Source organism: Marinobacterium rhizophilum DSM 18822 (genome assembly GCF_000378045.1).
Taxonomy (GTDB): Bacteria; Pseudomonadota; Gammaproteobacteria; order Pseudomonadales; family Balneatricaceae; genus Marinobacterium_A; species Marinobacterium_A rhizophilum.
In genome coordinates, this window is record NZ_KB899110.1 from 31,675 (window position 1) to 48,900 (window position 17,226).

The 17,226-nt window shown below is 59.7% G+C and carries 15 protein-coding genes; 10 read left to right on the forward strand and 5 right to left on the reverse strand.

What is annotated here, in order from left to right:
* Positions 1-26: 26 nt before the first annotated feature.
* Positions 27-443 (reverse strand): TraX family protein, encoded by a 417-nt coding sequence (locus F451_RS26150; protein ID WP_051103972.1) that lies wholly within the window; start codon positions 441-443, stop codon positions 27-29.
* Positions 412-624: a hypothetical protein gene (locus F451_RS28505; protein WP_240476522.1), complete on the reverse strand. Its 213-nt coding sequence runs from the start codon at positions 622-624 to the stop codon at positions 412-414. Before F451_RS28505 ends, F451_RS26150 begins: the two co-directional genes overlap by 32 nt.
* Before the next feature lie 172 nt (positions 625-796).
* Here F451_RS28505 and F451_RS0119925 point away from each other — a divergent pair, with 172 nt between their 5' ends.
* Positions 797-1,525: an SDR family oxidoreductase gene (locus F451_RS0119925; RefSeq protein WP_020683182.1), complete on the forward strand. Its 729-nt coding sequence runs from the start codon at positions 797-799 to the stop codon at positions 1,523-1,525.
* A gap of 135 nt (positions 1,526-1,660) precedes the next feature.
* Here the strand turns inward: F451_RS0119925 and F451_RS0119930 are convergent, their stop codons facing one another.
* The gene (locus F451_RS0119930) at positions 1,661-2,659 is read right to left on the reverse strand and encodes a LacI family DNA-binding transcriptional regulator (protein ID WP_020683183.1); all 999 of its coding nucleotides are present in this window, start codon (positions 2,657-2,659) and stop codon (positions 1,661-1,663) included.
* A gap of 335 nt (positions 2,660-2,994) precedes the next feature.
* Between F451_RS0119930 and F451_RS0119940 the strand changes: the two genes are divergently transcribed.
* The 9 genes from F451_RS0119940 (at position 2,995) to F451_RS0119980 (ending at position 14,242) form a co-directional block, all read left to right on the forward strand.
* Complete coding sequence (locus F451_RS0119940) at positions 2,995-3,918, forward strand: ABC transporter substrate-binding protein (RefSeq protein WP_020683185.1); 924 nt, start codon at positions 2,995-2,997, stop codon at positions 3,916-3,918.
* A gap of 75 nt (positions 3,919-3,993) precedes the next feature.
* A complete protein-coding gene (locus F451_RS0119945) occupies positions 3,994-5,499 on the forward strand; it encodes a sugar ABC transporter ATP-binding protein (RefSeq protein ID WP_020683186.1) in 1,506 nt (501 codons plus the stop codon).
* Positions 5,492-6,478: an ABC transporter permease subunit gene (locus F451_RS0119950; protein WP_156826566.1), complete on the forward strand. Its 987-nt coding sequence runs from the start codon at positions 5,492-5,494 to the stop codon at positions 6,476-6,478. The genes F451_RS0119945 and F451_RS0119950 overlap by 8 nt, the downstream gene beginning before the upstream one ends.
* A gap of 99 nt (positions 6,479-6,577) precedes the next feature.
* Entirely contained in the window at positions 6,578-8,113 is a 1,536-nt protein-coding gene (locus F451_RS0119955) for an FGGY-family carbohydrate kinase (protein ID WP_020683188.1), read from the forward strand.
* Positions 8,114-8,251: 138 nt separating this feature from the next.
* Entirely contained in the window at positions 8,252-8,908 is a 657-nt protein-coding gene (locus F451_RS0119960; RefSeq protein WP_020683189.1) for an HAD family hydrolase, read from the forward strand.
* A 12-nt stretch (positions 8,909-8,920) separates the two neighbouring features.
* Positions 8,921-9,889, forward strand: a complete 969-nt coding sequence (gene tal, locus F451_RS0119965) for a transaldolase (protein WP_020683190.1) — start codon at positions 8,921-8,923, stop codon at positions 9,887-9,889.
* Positions 9,886-11,919, forward strand: coding sequence for a transketolase (gene tkt, locus F451_RS0119970; protein ID WP_020683191.1), 2,034 nt, complete (start codon positions 9,886-9,888; stop codon positions 11,917-11,919). Before tal ends, tkt begins: the two co-directional genes overlap by 4 nt.
* 2 nt (positions 11,920-11,921) lie before the next feature.
* Positions 11,922-13,415, forward strand: coding sequence for a xylulokinase (xylB, locus tag F451_RS0119975; RefSeq protein WP_020683192.1), 1,494 nt, complete (start codon positions 11,922-11,924; stop codon positions 13,413-13,415).
* 95 nt (positions 13,416-13,510) lie between these two features.
* A complete protein-coding gene (locus tag F451_RS0119980) occupies positions 13,511-14,242 on the forward strand; it encodes an SDR family oxidoreductase (RefSeq protein ID WP_020683193.1) in 732 nt (243 codons plus the stop codon).
* A 986-nt stretch (positions 14,243-15,228) separates the two neighbouring features.
* Here F451_RS0119980 and F451_RS0119995 read toward each other — a convergent pair.
* Positions 15,229-15,429 carry a hypothetical protein gene (locus F451_RS0119995; RefSeq protein WP_020683196.1) on the reverse strand — a complete coding sequence of 67 codons (201 nt, stop codon included), beginning with the start codon at positions 15,427-15,429 and terminating at the stop codon, positions 15,229-15,231.
* Positions 15,430-15,790: 361 nt separating this feature from the next.
* Positions 15,791-17,104, reverse strand: coding sequence for an IS1380 family transposase (locus F451_RS0120000; RefSeq protein WP_020683197.1), 1,314 nt, complete (start codon positions 17,102-17,104; stop codon positions 15,791-15,793).
* Between the last annotated feature and the right edge of the window lie 122 nt (positions 17,105-17,226).

Sequence of the window (17,226 nt, forward strand, 5' to 3'; positions counted from 1 at the left end):
TAGCCAACTCCCGCACCAAAAAGCCGCTACCCCACATCCCCCATCGTACTGCGAATCAACCAGATCACCCCCAAGTGCAGGGGGTAGTAGGCGTAGAAGGCCCAGCGCAGGCGGGGCACTCGCAGGTTGAGGCGCGTAGCGGCCAGGATCAGCGGTACTGAGGCCAGCGCCCAGAGGTTGCCATTGGTGAACCAGAGGCCCACGCAGGCGAGTAGCGCGACAGCGGCGGCGGGCAGCGATGGCTGTTTGCAGTGCGTCCAGATGGCCAGGCCGAGGGTGAGACCCAGCCAGCCGTACTCCACCAGGCTGCCACCCACCAGGAACAGGATGCCGGCGGCCAGCAGGTCGTCGCGTTCGACCAGGTAGAGCGTGGTGGTGAGAACCAGCAGCGAAAACAGAACGTTCAGCCCATCATCCCGCGTGTAGCAGGTCTCCCAGGGCAATGAAGGGCGCCGATGCAAGGACGCCGAATACCGCCAGACGTATTATCGTGCGCGGGTAGGTGCCCCGCTCGAGCTGCCCCGGTCGGGCCAGGTTGTAGGCCAGCACTAATCGAAGTCGGCGTAGCAGCGAATCCGCTCGATAGGCGCTTGCGAAGCGGCAAAGGCTGTGATAGTTTTTCATGAAATGTAGACGTTAACATTTTTTGCTGACGCCGATCATGCCATGGCAATCGGCGTTTTTTAGGCATTAAGTATGTAAACGTTAACATTATTGGTGCCGGCAATTCGAAGGGCGCTTCAACAACAAGAATGCCTTGCAGAGCGGGGCGATTATTAGAATAAGGAACAAGACAATGGCACAAGAATTGGCAGGTAAGGTTGCTGCGGTGACCGGTGCGGCATCAGGTATCGGGCTGGCCGCCGTTGAGGCGATGATCGGGGCGGGCGCGCGCGTGGTACTGGTCGATCGTGACGAAGCGGCGCTTAGTGCGGCCTGTGAAAAACTTGGCGATGCCGCGATTCCGCTGGTCATCGATCTGCTTAATCCGCAAAGCTGCGCGACGTTGCTGTCTGGGGTGCTGGAGAAGGCCGGACAACTCGACATTCTTTATGCCAACGCGGGAAGCTATATCGGCGGTGATTTGATCGAAGCCGATTCGGCGGTGATCGACCGCATGCTGAATCTCAACGTCAATGCCGTCATGAAGAATGTCCACGACGTACTGCCGCACATGATCGAGCGTGGCACGGGGGACATCATTGTAACAGGCTCAGTGGCGGGTCATTTCCCTGTGCCCTGGGAACCGGTTTATGCGGCGTCCAAGTGGGCTATCAACTGCTTTGTCCAGACCACGCGTCGGCAGGTCAACAAGCATGGCATCCGTATGGGTGCGGTGTCGCCTGGACCTGTCGTCAGCGCGCTTCTTGCCGACTGGCCGGAGGAAAACCTGAAAAAGGCGAAAGAGAGCGGCAGCCTGATCGAACCGACCGAAGTGGCAGCTGCGGTTATGTTTATGCTGACGCGCCCGCGTAACGTGACCATTCGCGACATGATCGTTCTGCCTTCCGCATTCGATATGTAAGCAACCCGTGTCCTGATAACCCGGCATACGAGTACCGGGTTATCAGACGCTTCCCCCTGCTTTAAAACCGCATTGAACCCGCTGCGCATTCACCGCGAAGCGCCATTGCGGCTCCTCCCATCCCATTTCCCTGGTTTAAAGTATCAGCTCACCTTTAATGATCTCGTCAGTCGGATCGTACTGCGGATCATCGATTTTTCTCAGCAGCATGTTTATGGCGGTCAGGCCCAGCTGATAGGTGTTGTGGCTGAAGCAGGGAACCGGTTGGCCGAAAATGTCGGCGTAGGGGACCTGGTCGATACTGAATACCTCGATGTCGTCCCGACTCATACCTTGTGCTCGAATGGCCTCGAGACTACCCAGTGTGATCAGAATGTTGAGCCCGAATATGGCGTCCGGACGCTTACCGCTGGCCAGGTAGGTATTAACGGCCTCTCGGGCGGGTGCCTGCGTATAGTCGCCATACAGCACATCCAGCTGTGTCGGTTCGGGGCATTCGTCGAGCGCGCGGCGGATCCCCTCGAGCCGGGATATGGTGATGTTGGACTTTTCCGGGCCGCCTACCACCAGAAAGTGCCTATGCCCCTGTTCGACCAGGGTATGCATACCCTGGTAGCCACTCTCCCAGTTTTCCAGGTAAACACCGGCAAAAGGAGCCTCAGCAAGCTTGCGGTCGATCTGGATCACCGGGATGCGGGTTAGTTCCAGCTTGGGCAGGTAAGCCGGATGGTAGTCGTCATCATCGGAGACTACCGACAGGATGATTCCGGCGACCTGGTAGCTGAGCAGTGTATCGACAGCGCGTTCTTCGAGTTCGGGCGAGCCGTCTGTGTCGAAAAGCAGCAGCGAATAATCCTTCTTCTTGGCTTCGCGGGAGATCGCCTTGATGATTTTGGCGTAGAAGGGGTTATCGAGGCTGGCGGTGATCAGGCCGATCAGGCGGCTCTCGCGACTCTTGAGGTTGCGCGCGAAGGCATTGGGCACGTAATTGAGTTCGCGCGCGACTTCCAGTATCCGCGCCAGCGTTTCCTTCTTGACCTTTTCTGGCCGGTTGAGGGCGCGCGAGACGGTGACTGTCGTCATGTTGACGCGTTTGGCAATGTCGGTAATGGTGGCTTTGTCGGGTTTTGTCATGGGTTAACCTGTCACTGCGGGGTAGGCGCTGGCGCAGCATATCAGCTTTTCGAAGGGCAGGGCGAAGCGCGTGTGGATTTGCCCGTTGAGGGTGTTGCCAAGCTGAATTTGCTGTGTTAGTTTGTGTTTTATGTAGACGTTAACATTTACCTGGGCGCGCTGACAGATCAAACGGTCAGCTTTTTTCAGTAAACAAAATGTAAACGTTAACATTTGTGCTGGTGGATTCGAGTTTAAGATTTGTCAAAACCTGTCTCTTATGGACGGGTTTAGTTTTAGACTGGAATGTAAACGTCAACATTAAAAACTCTATAACAATAATGAAGGATAAATCCATGAATGCTTTTAAGAAGAATAAGCTGACTTCTCTCCTTGCCGGTGTTTGCTGCATGGCCGGGCTCGCCGGAACCGCACACGCGGACAGTCTCAAGATCGGCATGTCCTTTCAGGAGCTCAATAATCCCTATTTCGTAACCATGAAAGAAGCGTTGGAAGACGCTGCGAAATCCGTCGGTGCCGAAGTGATCTTTACTGATGCCCGTCATGATGTCTCCAAGCAAATCAGCGATGTCGAGGACATGTTGCAGCGTGGCGTCGATATTATTCTGCTTAACCCCACCGATTCCGTAGGCGTTCAGTCCGCGGTGATTACAGCGAAGGAAGCCGGTGTCGTAACCGTGGCAATTGATGCCCAGGCCGAAGGTCCGCTGGACTCGTTCGTCGGCTCGAAAAACTACGATGCCGGTCTCCTGGCTTGCAAATACCTGGCTGAAAATATTGGCGGCAAAGGAGAAGTCGCGATTCTGGACGGTATCCCGGTCGTGCCGATCCTGGAACGCGTACGCGGCTGCAACGATGCGCTTGGCGAGTTCCCGGATATCAAAATTGTCGCCAAGCAGAACGGCAAGCAGGAACGCGACATGGCGATGAATGTCACCGAGAACATGCTGCAGGCCAACCCGAATCTGGCGGGTGTCTTCAGCGTCAACGATACCGGTGCCCTGGGCGCGCTGACTGCCATCGAGTCCAGCGGTCTGGACGTCAAACTGGTCAGTGTCGACGGTGCTCCAGAAGCTATCGCTGCGATGCAGAAGCCAGGCTCCAAGTTTATCGCCACCTCCGCCCAGTATCCCCGTGATCAGATCCGCCTGGGCCTGGGTATCGCCTTGGCCAAGCACTGGGGTGCCAATGTACCGGCTACGGTTCCGGTCGACGTTACCTTGATTGATAAGGAAAAAGCCCCCGGCTTCAGCTGGTAGGCATTTTTCCGTCGCGTCCGCGGGAGCCCCTCAGGCCCCGTGGACGTGGTCAAACGATCAAAAAGGTACAAGGCCATGTCCAGTCTCCTTTCGCTCGAACATATTTCCAAGAGCTTTCCCGGGGTTAAGGCGCTGACCGATATCAGCCTACGGCTCGAGGAAGGGGAAATTCATGCGCTGCTCGGCGAAAACGGCGCCGGCAAGTCCACCTTGATGAAGATCCTTTGCGGTATCCACAATCCCGATACCGGCACGATTACCATCAACGGCGAGCAGATGCATTTTTACAACTACCACAACGCTATCGATGCTGGCGTGGGTATCATTTTTCAAGAATTCAGTCTGATTCCCTATCTCAATGCCTTCGAGAATATTTTCCTGGGCCGTGAGCTGACCAATCGATTCGGTATGCTCGATCGCGCCTCTATGCGTAAAAAAGCAGAGGCGCTTTTCCAGCGACTCAGTGTCGATATCGATCTGACCGTACCGGTCCATCACCTCAGCGTCGCCGAGCAGCAGTTTGTAGAAATTGCCAAGGCGCTGTCGCTGGATGCGCGCATCCTGGTGCTCGACGAACCGACGGCGACGCTGACGCCCAACGAGGCGGACCACCTGTTCAGAATCATGCGCGAGCTGAAATCCCAGGGTGTCGGGATGATCTTCATCTCCCATCACATGGAAGAGATCTATGAAGTCTGTGACCGGATCACCGTGCTGCGTGACGGTTGCAAGGTTGGCGAGTGTGCTGTCCAGACGACCGATGTTGATGACTTGGTAGAGCTGATGGTCGGTCGCAAGATCGAGAATAACTTTCCGCCCAAGGTAACTCATGCTGACGGGCATGAGGTGGTGATCGATGTCCGCTCCATCCAGCTAACCAAGGATGCGCCGGTCAACAGTTTCCAGCTGCAAAAGGGCGAGATTCTCGGCTTCGCAGGTCTGGTGGGTTCCGGGCGTACTGAACTGGCGATGGGGCTGCTCGGGGCGACCCCGGTCTATCGTAAGGAAGTGGTGGTAAACGGCCGGCCCGAGACCCTGAAGTCGCCTGCCGATGCGCTTAACTGCGGTATCGGGTTGCTGCCGGAGAGTCGCAAGACCGAAGGGCTGGTGCTGCCATTCTCTATTCGAGAAAACATCACGCTCAACAACCTGGCCAAGCATTGCGGCAAGGGCTTCATCATTGATCGTCGTGACGAAGGGCAGGTGGTAGACGAACTGATGCGCAAGGTGCGGGTCAAGGCGCCTGACCACGAAACGCCGGTGGGCAACCTTAGCGGCGGCAACCAGCAGAAAGTCGTTATCGCACGCTGGCTCAATCACGAGTGCAAGGTACTGATTTTCGATGAGCCGACACGCGGGATCGATGTCGGCGCGAAACACGAGATCTATCGGTTGATGCGGGCGCTTACGGCCCTGGGTATATCGATCATCATGATCTCGTCCGAATTGCCCGAAGTCGTGGGCGTAAGCGACCGCGTCGCTGTTTTCCGCCAGGGGCGTATTGTCAAAACCCTGGCAGGCGATGCCGTGAATTCCAACGAAATAATGCGTCATGCGACTGGGGGTGCCCGCGATGAGTAACTTGACTGAGACCAAGGTTCAAAACCAGGGGCATTCCGTGATGAGTCTGCAGCTGAGCAAATGGCGCAAATCGCCGGTTTTCTATCCGCTGGTGGGTTTCATCGTGATTTTCGTCGCGATGGCCTTCGTCAACGAGAACTTCCTGACCACCAATAACCTGAGCAACGTGGCACGTCAGGTGTCGATCAACGCCATCATCGCCGTGGGGATGACCTGCGCGATTCTGACCGGGGGGATCGATCTGTCGGTCGGGGCTGTCATGGCACTGGCCGGTACTGTGACTGCGGGCCTGATGGCCGCCGGAATGCCGCCGGAAGCCGCCGTACTGGCCGGTTTGATGGTTGGGGCCCTGTTCGGTGCCGGTAACGGTGCTTTTGTCGCCTACGCCAAGATGCCGCCGATTATCGTGACACTGGCGACCATGGGTATTGCCCGGGGTCTTGCGCTGATCTACACCGGCGGCTACCCGGTCTCCGGTCTGCCGGATAGCTTTGCCTTCCTGGGACGTGGTGAGCTCTTTGGTTTGCAGCTGCCGATACTGGTCATGCTGGTAGTGTTTGCACTGGCGTATATCCTGCTGAACAAAACCCCGATCGGTCGTTACATCTATGCCATCGGCGGCAACGAGGAGGCGGCACGCCTCAGCGGTGTCCGCGTATCACGCTACAAGCTGATGGTGTACACCCTCAGCGGCACCACCGCAGCCATTGCCGGTATCGTGCTGACTTCGCGCCTGATGAGCGGCCAGCCGAACTCGGGTATCGGCTTCGAACTGGATGCGATTGCCGCCGTGGTACTTGGCGGTACCGCAATCGCCGGCGGACGCGGCGCCATCATCGGTACCCTGGTCGGTGCGATGATGCTGGGTGTACTCAACAATGGACTCAACCTGATGGGCGTTTCGCCCTATGTCCAGAACGTAATCAAGGGCGGGATCATACTGCTGGCGATCTACATCGGTCGTACCCGCGGCAAGTAATAAAAAAACTCCCAACCAGCGGTTTCGTAGTGGAGCTCCCTGGCGGGAGCCCGCCACGGCGCCACTGTGTCCAGGGGGCTTTCTGTTAGGAGTATTCTCATGAGCTACGTTATCGGGGTCGATATCGGTACGCAAAGTACCAAGGCATTGCTGATGTCGACCGATGGCTCCATCGTCGCCCAGGCATCAGCCGCCTATCAGGTCGATCAGCCGCGCCCCATGTGGGCGGAGCAGTGGCCCGATGTCTGGCTGGAAGCGGTATACGAGGCAGCTGCCAGCGTGGTTGCAAAAAGCAAGGTGTCGGCCGATGAGATCAGTGCCATCTGCGTCAGTAGCCTGTACGGCGGCTCGGGTATCCCTGTCGACAGCGACATCAAGCCGCTGCATCCCTGCCTGATCTGGATGGACCGACGCGCCAACGATGAAGTCGAGTGGGTGCGCCAGAATCTCGATATGGAACAGTTGCAGAAGATTACCGGCAACGCTGTCGACAGCTACTACGGTTTCACCAAAATGCTCTGGCTTAAAAACAACAGGCCGGATGTCTGGGCGCGGACGCGCTATCTGCTGCCGCCCAACAGCTATGTCCAGTATCACCTCACCGGCGAACTGGCGGTTGATCACAGTTCGGCCGGCAATATCGGCGGTGTCTATGATATCGATGCGCGTAACTGGTCGGTCACGTTGCTGGACGCGCTTGGAATCAACCCCGAGCTGATGCCGGCGCGGCTGGTGGAGTCCAGCGACGTGGTCGGCGGCCTGCTGCCAGAGTCCGCCCGGCGGCTCGGGCTGAATCCGGGGACGCCGGTGGTGGCCGGGGGCGTCGATGCCGCCATGGCCACCCTGGCTGCAGGCGTTATCGAACCCGGCAATCATGTGGCGATGATCGGTACCAGTATGTGCTGGGGCTTTATCAACCAGCGCACCGATGCCGGCTACGGCCTGATCAGCATGCCTTACGTGCATAACGCTGGCGAGGATATCTACATCTTCGGCGGGGCCATTACCGCCGGAGCCTCAGTTAGCTGGTTCCGGGACCAGTTCTGCACGCAAGAGAAGCAGGCGGCAGCGCTGCTTCCCGGCGTCGATGTTCACGAGCTGATGGAGCTGGAAGCCGCCAAAACCCCGGCCGGCGCCGACGGTCTGGTGTTTCTGCCTTACCTGATGGGCGAGCGCAGCCCGGTCTGGGATGCCAAGGCTTCGGGCGCCTATGTTGGCCTGACGCTGTACCACAGCAAGGCCCACCTTTACCGCGCGGTGCTGGAAGGTCTGGCTTTCGCGTTGCGCCACAACATGGAATGTGGCCAGCAGGGTGCGGTGCGGCTCGATCCCGAGCTGATCGTGGTCGGGGGGGCCGCGGCATCAGATCTCTGGATGCAGATCATCGCCGATATCACCGGCTATCCGGTGCTGACCATCGAGCAGCAGGTGGAAGCGCCACTCGGCGGCGCCATGCTGGCGGCGCTGGCGGTGGGCGAGATCGACAGCCTTGCCCAGGTACGCGACTGGCGTACATTGCGCGCGCGTGCGCAGCCGGATCCTGCGAACAGGGCGACCTACGACCGCATGTTCGAGCAGTACTGCGACATCTACCTGGCGCTGAAACCCTGCATGCATGCGCTAAACAGGCACTGACCGGCTGGCCGAGGGGCTGACTTTCCGGGCCATTCGCCCGGTCTCCCAGGGGAATGGCAACACCCCCGGTTTGTCTGCGTCGGCGCAGGCTCTGCCTGCGACTAATCGCTATCCCACAGCAACGGCAGGGGAAGGTATATGCAGTACGCAATCTTCGATATGGACGGCCTGCTGATCGACTCGGAGCCGGTCTGGCGAGAGGTACAGTGCGCGTTGATGCGTGACCTGTACGGTGTGGACCTGGGTGAGGCCGAGTGGCGTTACTTCCAGGGGCGCAGCAGCCGGTCGTTCTGTCAGGGCATGGCGCATCGGTATGCCGACCGGGGTGTCGATGCAGGCGCACTGCTTGACCGGCTGCTTGACCGGATGCAGGTGGCTATCACCGACGCGCCGTTGATGCCTGGAGCACGCGAGCTGGTCGACTGGCTTCACGAGCAAGATGTACCGATCGTCATAGCCTCGTCGTCCCCGCTCGGCTTCATCGAGGCGGTCGTCGAGCACCACGCGCTGCCGATCCGGGTGTTGGTCTCGGGTACTGAGGTGCCGCGTTCCAAGCCCCATCCGGCCGTTTTCGAGCGGGCTGCCAAGCGTATTGCGGCCGACCCGTCTCGATGCCGGGTGTGGGAGGATTCAGTCAACGGTGTCATTGCCGCGCGGGCCGCCGGTATGGTCGTAACCGCAGTGCCGGACACCAATCACCCCACGCCACAACAATTCAGCATTGCTGATCAGATACACCTCAATCTATACGACAGTTTGGCTGAACTGCAGGCCAAGTCGGCACGAACAGAATAACAGGAGACATCAATGTCCAATTCGCTAGCACAACTCAAACAACTGAGTACTGTCGTTGCCGACACCGGTGACCTCGATGCTATCCGCCGCTTTGCGCCTCAGGATGCGACCACCAACCCGTCGCTGATTCTCAAGGCGGTGCAGTCGGGCAAGTACGACACACTGTTCGACGAGATCGTCACCGCAGCACGGGAGCACAATGGCAGCGTTGAGGACGCCATAGACGAGGCCTGCGACCGGCTGGTGGTAGCCATGGGCAGCCTTATACTCAACCATGTTCCGGGCCGTGTCTCGACCGAGGTCAACGCTCGACTGTCTTTTGACAAAAAGGCCAGCATCGCCAAGGCGCGCCAGCTGGTGGCACTGTACGAAGAGGCTGGCATCAGCCGAGATCGCATCCTGATCAAACTCGCCGCTACCTGGGAGGGGATTTGCGCCGCCGAAGTGCTGGAGCGCGAGGGCATCGAGTGCAACCTGACGCTGATCTTCAGCTTCGCCCAGGCCCGCGCCTGTGCTGAAGCGGGTGCCTTCCTTATCTCGCCGTTCGTCGGCCGTATCCTTGACTGGCACCGCAAGGCCAATCCCGGCACTGACTATGCGCCCGACGAGGAGCCGGGTGTACTGCAAGTGCGTGAGGTTTATCGCTATTTTCGCCGGCATCAGTATCCGACCGTGGTGATGGGGGCGAGTTTTCGCAACGCCGGCGAGATCCTTGCCCTGGCCGGCTGCGACCGCCTGACCATCAGCCCGCAGCTGCTTGAGGAACTGGCCGGCAGTGAAGCCAGTGTCGAGCGGGTGCTGGATGACAACGGCGAGCGTGCCGAATGGCCGGCGCCGATCTCGGAAGCCGAGTTCCGCTGGCAGTTCAATGAGGATGCCATGGCAACCGAGAAACTGGCCGAAGGCATCCGCGGCTTTGAGGCGGATCAGCTGAAGCTCGAAGCGCTGCTGCGCGAGCGTTTGTCCAGAGGTGCCGCATGAATGCCCCTGAGTTAAAAATTCCGAACCGTACCCTGGCCAACGCCGTCCGGGCCTTGAGCATGGACGCCGTACAGCAAGCCAACTCCGGCCACCCCGGCGCGCCGATGGGAATGGCCGATATCGCCGAGGTACTCTGGCGCGGCCACCTGCGCCACAACCCGGCCAACCCGGGCTGGCCCGACCGCGACCGCTTCGTACTGTCTAATGGCCACGGTTCGATGCTGCTCTATAGCTTGCTGCACCTGAGCGGCTACGATCTGCCGCTCAACGAGCTCAAGCGCTTCCGTCAGTTGCACTCGAAGACGCCGGGACATCCCGAATACGGCTACGCACCCGGTGTCGAGACCACTACGGGACCGCTGGGCCAGGGGCTGGCCAATGCCGTCGGCCTGGCGCTGGCCGAAAAGACGCTGGCGGCGCAGTTCAACCGCCCGGATCACGCCATCGTCGATCATCACACCTACGTTTTCGCTGGCGACGGCTGCCTGATGGAGGGAATCTCCCACGAAGTCTGCTCGCTTGCGGGTACCTTAGGGTTAGGGAAGCTGATCCTGTGCTACGACGACAACGGCATCTCCATCGACGGCGAAGTCGAGGGCTGGTTCAGCGACGATACCCCAGCGCGTTTTCGCGCCTACGGCTGGCAGGTGATCGAGGCGGTAGATGGCCACGACGCCGCCGCCATTGATGCGGCATTGCGTGAGGCCAAGGCCGACCTGCAACGCCCGACTCTGATCTGCTGCAAGACCACCATCGGCTTCGGTTCGCCCAATAAGGCCGGCAGCCACGAATGCCACGGGGCGCCGCTGGGCGACGACGAGATTGCTGTGACCCGCGATGCGCTGGACTGGCCGCATGCGCCATTCGAAGTACCCGACGCGATCCGTGCGGCTTGGGACGCAAGCGATTCCGGTGCCGAACGCGAGGGCGGCTGGCAACAGCAGTTCGAGAGCTATCGTGCTGCGTATCCGGCGCTGGCCGCCGGGTTCGAACGGCGCCTGGCCGGCGAACTGCCGCCGAACTGGGCGATGGTGAAAAAGGAACTGCTACAGAACTGCCAGCAGCAAAGCCGCACCTTGGCCAGCCGCAAGAGCTCGCAGCAGGTGTTGGAAGCCCTGGGCCCCGTACTGCCGGAACTGCTTGGTGGCTCGGCGGACCTGGCGCCGTCCAACCTGACGCAATGGTCCGGTTCGCAGTCCGTCTCGGCCGGGGCTGCGGACGGCAACTACATCCATTACGGCGTACGCGAGTTCGGTATGAGTGCCATCATGAACGGCCTGGCGCTGCACGGCGGCTTTATTCCGTATGGCGGCACCTTCCTTATGTTCATGGAATACGCCCGCAATGCCGTACGTATGGCCGCGCTGATGGGGATTCGCAACATCTTCGTCTATACCCACGACTCCATCGGCCTCGGCGAGGACGGTCCAACCCATCAGCCGATCGAGCAGATAGCGAGTTTGCGTCAGACGCCGAACATGGAGACCTGGCGTCCCTGCGACGAGACCGAAACCGCAGCCGCCTGGTGCGCCGCGCTTGAGCGCACTGACGGCCCCAGTGCACTGATCTTTTCCCGGCAGAACCTGCCTGCGCAGGCACGGGACGACAAGCAGCTCAGTGACATCGACCGCGGCGGCTACATCCTGCGCGACTGTGCCGGCACGCCGCAGCTGATCCTGATGGCGACCGGTTCCGAAGTGGTGCTGGCGCAGGCCGCAGCTGAACGGCTCGAAGCGTCGGGCCTGTCGGTACGGGTGCTGTCGCTGCCCTGTGTCGAGCGTTTCGCCAAGCAGGATCAGGTGTATCGCGACGCTGTGCTGCCGCCGGCGGTACGGGCGCGGGTTGCGATCGAAATGGCGCAGCCGGACGGCTGGTACCGCTGGGTCGGTCTCGACGGTGCCGTAATCGGCATGCGCACCTTCGGTGAATCGGCACCGGCCGCCGACCTGCTGGAACATTTTGGTTTCACCGCCGAGCGAATCGAAACTGAGGCGCAGGCGGTACTGGCGCGCCTGAGCGGGGGGAACTGACCATGTATCTGGGTGTAGATTGTGGGACCCAGGGCACCAAGGTGGTGATCCTGGACCCGGATCTCGGGGCGTTGAGAGGCGAGGGCTATGCGACCCACGAGCTGATCAGCGAAGCCAACGGGCGCCGCGAACAGGAACCGAGCTGGTGGGTCGACGCGTTCCGGCGCGCCTACCGTATGGCGCTGGCACAGGCCGGTATCGACAGCCGGGCGATCCGGGCCGTCGGTGTCTCCGGTCAGCAGCACGGCCTGGTGGCACTGGATTCGGCCGGGCAGGTGATCCGGCCGGCAAAACTCTGGTGTGACACCGAAACGGCACCACAAAACGCCGAGCTGCTCGAACGACTGGGTGGAGAGCAGGGCTCGATGGAGCAGCTCGGGCTGGTGCTGGCGACTGGCTATACGTTGTCGAAGCTGCTCTGGCTCAAGCAGAATGAGTCGGAGAATTTCGACCGTATTGCCCATATCCTGTTGCCGCACGACTACCTCAACTACTGGCTCAGCGGCGAGATCGCCACCGAGTGCGGCGACGCCTCCGGCACCGGCTACTTCGATATCCGAAGCCGCAAGTGGGCGCCGCAGGTGCTCGGCCTGGTTGACTCGACCGGGCGTCTGGAAAACGCGCTGCCGCCGTTACTGGAAGCACAGCAGGCGGTCGGCCGGGTGCGGCCTGAGATCGCGCGGGAACTGGGCCTGGGCAACGACGTTCTGGTGGCCAGCGGTGGCGGCGACAACATGATGGGCGCCATCGGCACCGGCAACATTCGGGATGGCGTCGTGACGCTGAGCCTAGGTACCTCTGGCACCCTGTACGCCTGTTCCGACCGGGCCCCGCAGCAACTGCATCCGCAGTTGGCGCCGTTCTGCTCGTCGAGTGGCGGCTGGCTGGGGCTGATCTGCACGCTGAACCTGACCGGCGCAGCCAACGCGGTACGCGAGATGTTCGGGCTCGACCTGGCACAGTTCAACGCCGAGGCGGCGCGGGCGCCGATCGGTGCCGGCGGCATCACTATGCTGCCGTTCCTCAGCGGCGAGCGTGTGCCGGCACTGCCCGAGGCTACCGGTAGCTTGCTCGGGCTCAACATGCAGAACCTGAGCGCCGCCAACTTCTGTCGCGCCGTGCTGGAAGGCACCACCTTCGGCCTGCGCTACGGCCTCGACCTGCTTCGCAACGCCGGTATCGAAAGCCGCGATATTCGGCTAATCGGTGGTGGCGCCAAGAGTCCGCTGTGGCGACAGATGGTAGCGGACGTGATGAATGCGCGCGTCCTGTGTCCGGAGATCGGCGAGGCGGCGGCGCTGGGCGGCGCCATCCAGGCGGCCTGGTGCGATCTCAACCGGGCGGGACAAAACACTTCGCTCGAGTCGCTGTGCGACCGCTTCGTGGCGTTTGACGACGCGGGTGCCGTCGAGCCCGTCGCAAAAGACGTACAAGCCTATGAGGCGGCATACAACATTTACCGCCGGCACCTGCAGGCGCTATACCAGCTGAGCTGACACGCAAGGCGGTGGCGGGTAAACACCAAAATACCAGTCTCTTGGGACGCGTCAGGTTCGGAGTGACCGGTGATAACCGAATTCGGGAGCATAAAATGTTTAACGACCTGAAAAATAAATCAATCGTGGTCACTGGCGCCAGTAGCGGCATCGGCTGGTACTGTGTTGAAGCTCTGTGCGCCGAAGGCGCCCGGGTTCTGGCCATTGGCCGCAATGAAGCGCAACTGCGGGCACTAAAGGATAAAACCGCCTGCGATATCGTGGTGGCGGACCTGGCCCAGCAGGCCGGTCTGGACTTGGTCGAGCGCGAACTCGGCGAAGTCGATGGTCTGGTCAACTGCGCGGGTCTGGCACTGCTCGAACCCGCGACCGAGGTGACAGCTGACGCCTTCGACCAGATGATGGCGGTGAATGCCCGGGCAGCGGCGCTGATGAGCCGGATCGTGGCACGGCGGATGATCGACCAGGGCCGGGGCGGCGCCATCGTTAACGTTTCGAGCCAGGCGTCGCTGGCTTCGCTGAACGATCACCTGGGGTACTCTGCATCGAAAGCGGCCATGGATGCGATGACGCGCGTGCAATGCGCTGAATGGGGCCCGCATAACATTCGCGTCAACAGCGTGAACCCGACAGTGACCCTGACACCGATGGCCAAGGTGGGCTGGAGCGATCCGGTCAAGGCCGAAGGCATGTTGAGCAGGATTCCGCTCCACCGTTTTGCCGAACCCGAAGAAGTGGTGCAGCCGATCCTGTTCCTGTTGAGCCAGGCGTCCTCGATGATCTCGGGCATCGTATTGCCGATCGATGGTGGCTTTACTGCTGGTTAAAAGGGAAACTCCACTGCTTCTGGCTGCCAAGCCAGATTTTTTAGTCGGACAGCTGTAGCGGTTAAGATAGTGAATGTGGTTCTCGGATGTTACCGGCTCGAATGGTTCCCATGTCTCACGGACGACGGCATCAACTTCGGCGAGCCTGACAGCCACCCACGGCTGCCTCACCCTGCGCGACGACATTCTGGTAGGCGGTCACGTCTAGATTACCGGGTTCCATGACCGCTAGCGCATAGGGTGTGGCATCGATACCAGCGATCACGACCCTGCCTACGTTGCCCTCTGCGCCTTCAGTGCCGCGATGGCACTAAGGGCCACCTCGTCGTTGTTGGCGATGACGGTATCGAAGTCAAAGCCGATGACCTCCTTTAGGCCATCAGCTCCTGGTCCCGTGAGCAACGTCAGTCGGCAGGCGGTTCGGCGACCACCTCCATGCCTGAACATTCTGGAGAGCACAGCACATCGGAACGTATCGGGTGCACTGAATTGTGTCCTGATTTTGCAGCATCCATCATCACAACAACTTGGCCCTTGCCACCGAGGAGCCTGCAGGCTTCCCGGATTTGCAGGGTGCTGGACTCGATTTAATAGAGACTGACAAACACTTGGTTGGCGGGCAACGGGTTGAGATTGACGGGCTGACGGTTGACGAAGACGGTTCTGTTGCGAAAAGGCAATGATCGGGATGTTGGCAGGGCTGGTCACGCAGCCGATTTCTCGATTGCGTTCTTGGGATATTCGAGTGTTTCCGTCAGCATATCCGTTCCGATGCCAAACGCGCACTCGATAAGGCGTACTCCACCTATCTATGACCTTCCGCTGGATTTGAAAGGCAGCTGCCTGTCGTTTTTTCAGCGCCCGCATGACCTCGAAAACCTTTGCCGCCAGCGAGTATTTGGCGAAGTGTTTTTCAGGGCACCGGCGCGGGTGATCTTGCCGCGCTGGGTTTGAGGCCGCTTGGTCGGAGTGACTTCGCTCAATTATCACGCCAGGGTATCCGCAAAGGTGCGACGCTCGGCAGGAGCTCTCTGGATGTAGATGCCCCTGACCATCTCGTCCTCGATCCGGCGCACCCAGCCTTCGGCGCCGCGCTTGGGGCGAAAAGTTTTCGAGGTAGTGCGGTAACCTGTCTTTCTGACGACCGCTTTCCAGATCCTTGAAGAGGACTTGACGATGGTAGCCATGGGACCTTGCTTCACGTTACTTGTACGTTGACTGTACCGAATGTGTACCGTAACACCATCTCATGTGAACACAGGAAGGGCGTGCTACATCGTATGATTCTTAATGCCATGATTTATACGTATTTTTCAGGCTTTAATTGGCGGCCCGGCAGGACTTGAACCTGATTATGAGTCCACTTCTTTATGTGTCTAACCCGAATGTTTCATCCGGTCCTCGAGTGGAGGGCCCAATGGCTCAGTTCTGTCCGATTTGAGGAGCACGCTCCAACGAACTGTTTGTTTTTTGATCAAATGGTACGATGAGAGCGCAACCTCCCTTTACCCCATTGTTTATTCCGTGCCGGGAACAGCACCGCTGGCGCTACCCCGGCGCCAGCTTGGCGGCTATCTTCTGGAACAGCTCCTGGTCCGGATAAGTGCTACTCATCATGATGCGGATCCGGCGAGTGTTGCGGGTGATGACGGCACCGATTTTCAATAGCCGGGTACGCAGCGTGGTCACTTGGGCGCGGGCATAGCGGGTGCCACGCAGATAGCCACTGCGCAGCCTTTCCATCAGGACGTAGGCCAGACCGGACAGCAGCAGACGATATTGATTGGGCCACCAGTCGTGGCAGCTGGTTCTGTCCGAGAACAGCCACTGCTGTTCCTTGATCCGGTTCTCCATATCGCCCCGCAGACAGTAGCGCCGGTCATAGAGCCACTTGGCAGAGCCCGGCAGGTTGGTGACGATATAGCGGTTGTTGTCACCCTGATAGCTGAACTCCGCTTTGACGATCACTTTGCGCACGCGTTTCTTCCAGCTCCGGGCCGAGTACCAGAGCGTCGCAAAGCAGCGCTGCTTTACCCGAGTGGCCTCGAACGCCACAGCGGCGCGGTAACGGGTATCCAGTGCCAGCTGTTCTAGCTTGGAGTTCTTGCCGATGCCGACGACATAACCGACATCGTGGCGCTCACACCAGGTCAGCAGCCGTGGTCGGCAGAAGCCGCTGTCGCCCCGGAAGATGATCTGCACCTGCGGCCACTCGGCTCGAAGCCGCCTGACCAGCAGGGCCAGAACGGCCCAGGCATGCTTGGCAGCGTCAACATAGGCAGGGCGCAGATAGCTCACCAAGAGCTTCTGCCCGCAGAAAACGAAAAGCGGCAAGAAACAGTAACTTCTGTAGTAACCACTGAAATAGCGGCCCACCTGCTCCCCATGCACCGTATCGTCAGTCGCGTCGAAATCGAGAATCAGCCGCTTCGGTGGCTTCCTGTACGAGCGAATGAACTGCTCAACCAGTTCTTCATGCATGGCCACGGCCCAGGCCCGATTAGCGTTGAGTTCGAACCGGCACAATGTGGACTGACTGGCCAGTTCAGCATCGCTATCGACGGCAGTCTGAAGCGCCAGGTCATGCCTCAGTGTCTTGTGATCGTTGAGGTCTTCGTAACCCAGCGCCAGTCCGAAAACGCGTTGTCGGATCATGGTCTGCGCCTGGTGCCGGCAATGGGAGGGGCTGCGCGGATCCGTAATCTTGCGGGCGATCGAACGGGTCAGGCCCAGCTCCCGGTCGAGCTGTCGGAGCAGTAGCACACCGGCATCGGACGTGATGTCGCCCCCTTCGAAATTGGTCTCGATTTTACGACCTTTACAGCGTGGAAATAGGTCCTGTGTAACAGTACAATGTGTCATGGGCGACCGGGTTGTTATATTCGACTTAAGTGATTGAATTATAACACAAAACCAGGTCGCCCTTCTTGTTTATGCTGCAACATCCGGGCTAAGCCGCTGGCAGTGGCTTATAGACATGCCTG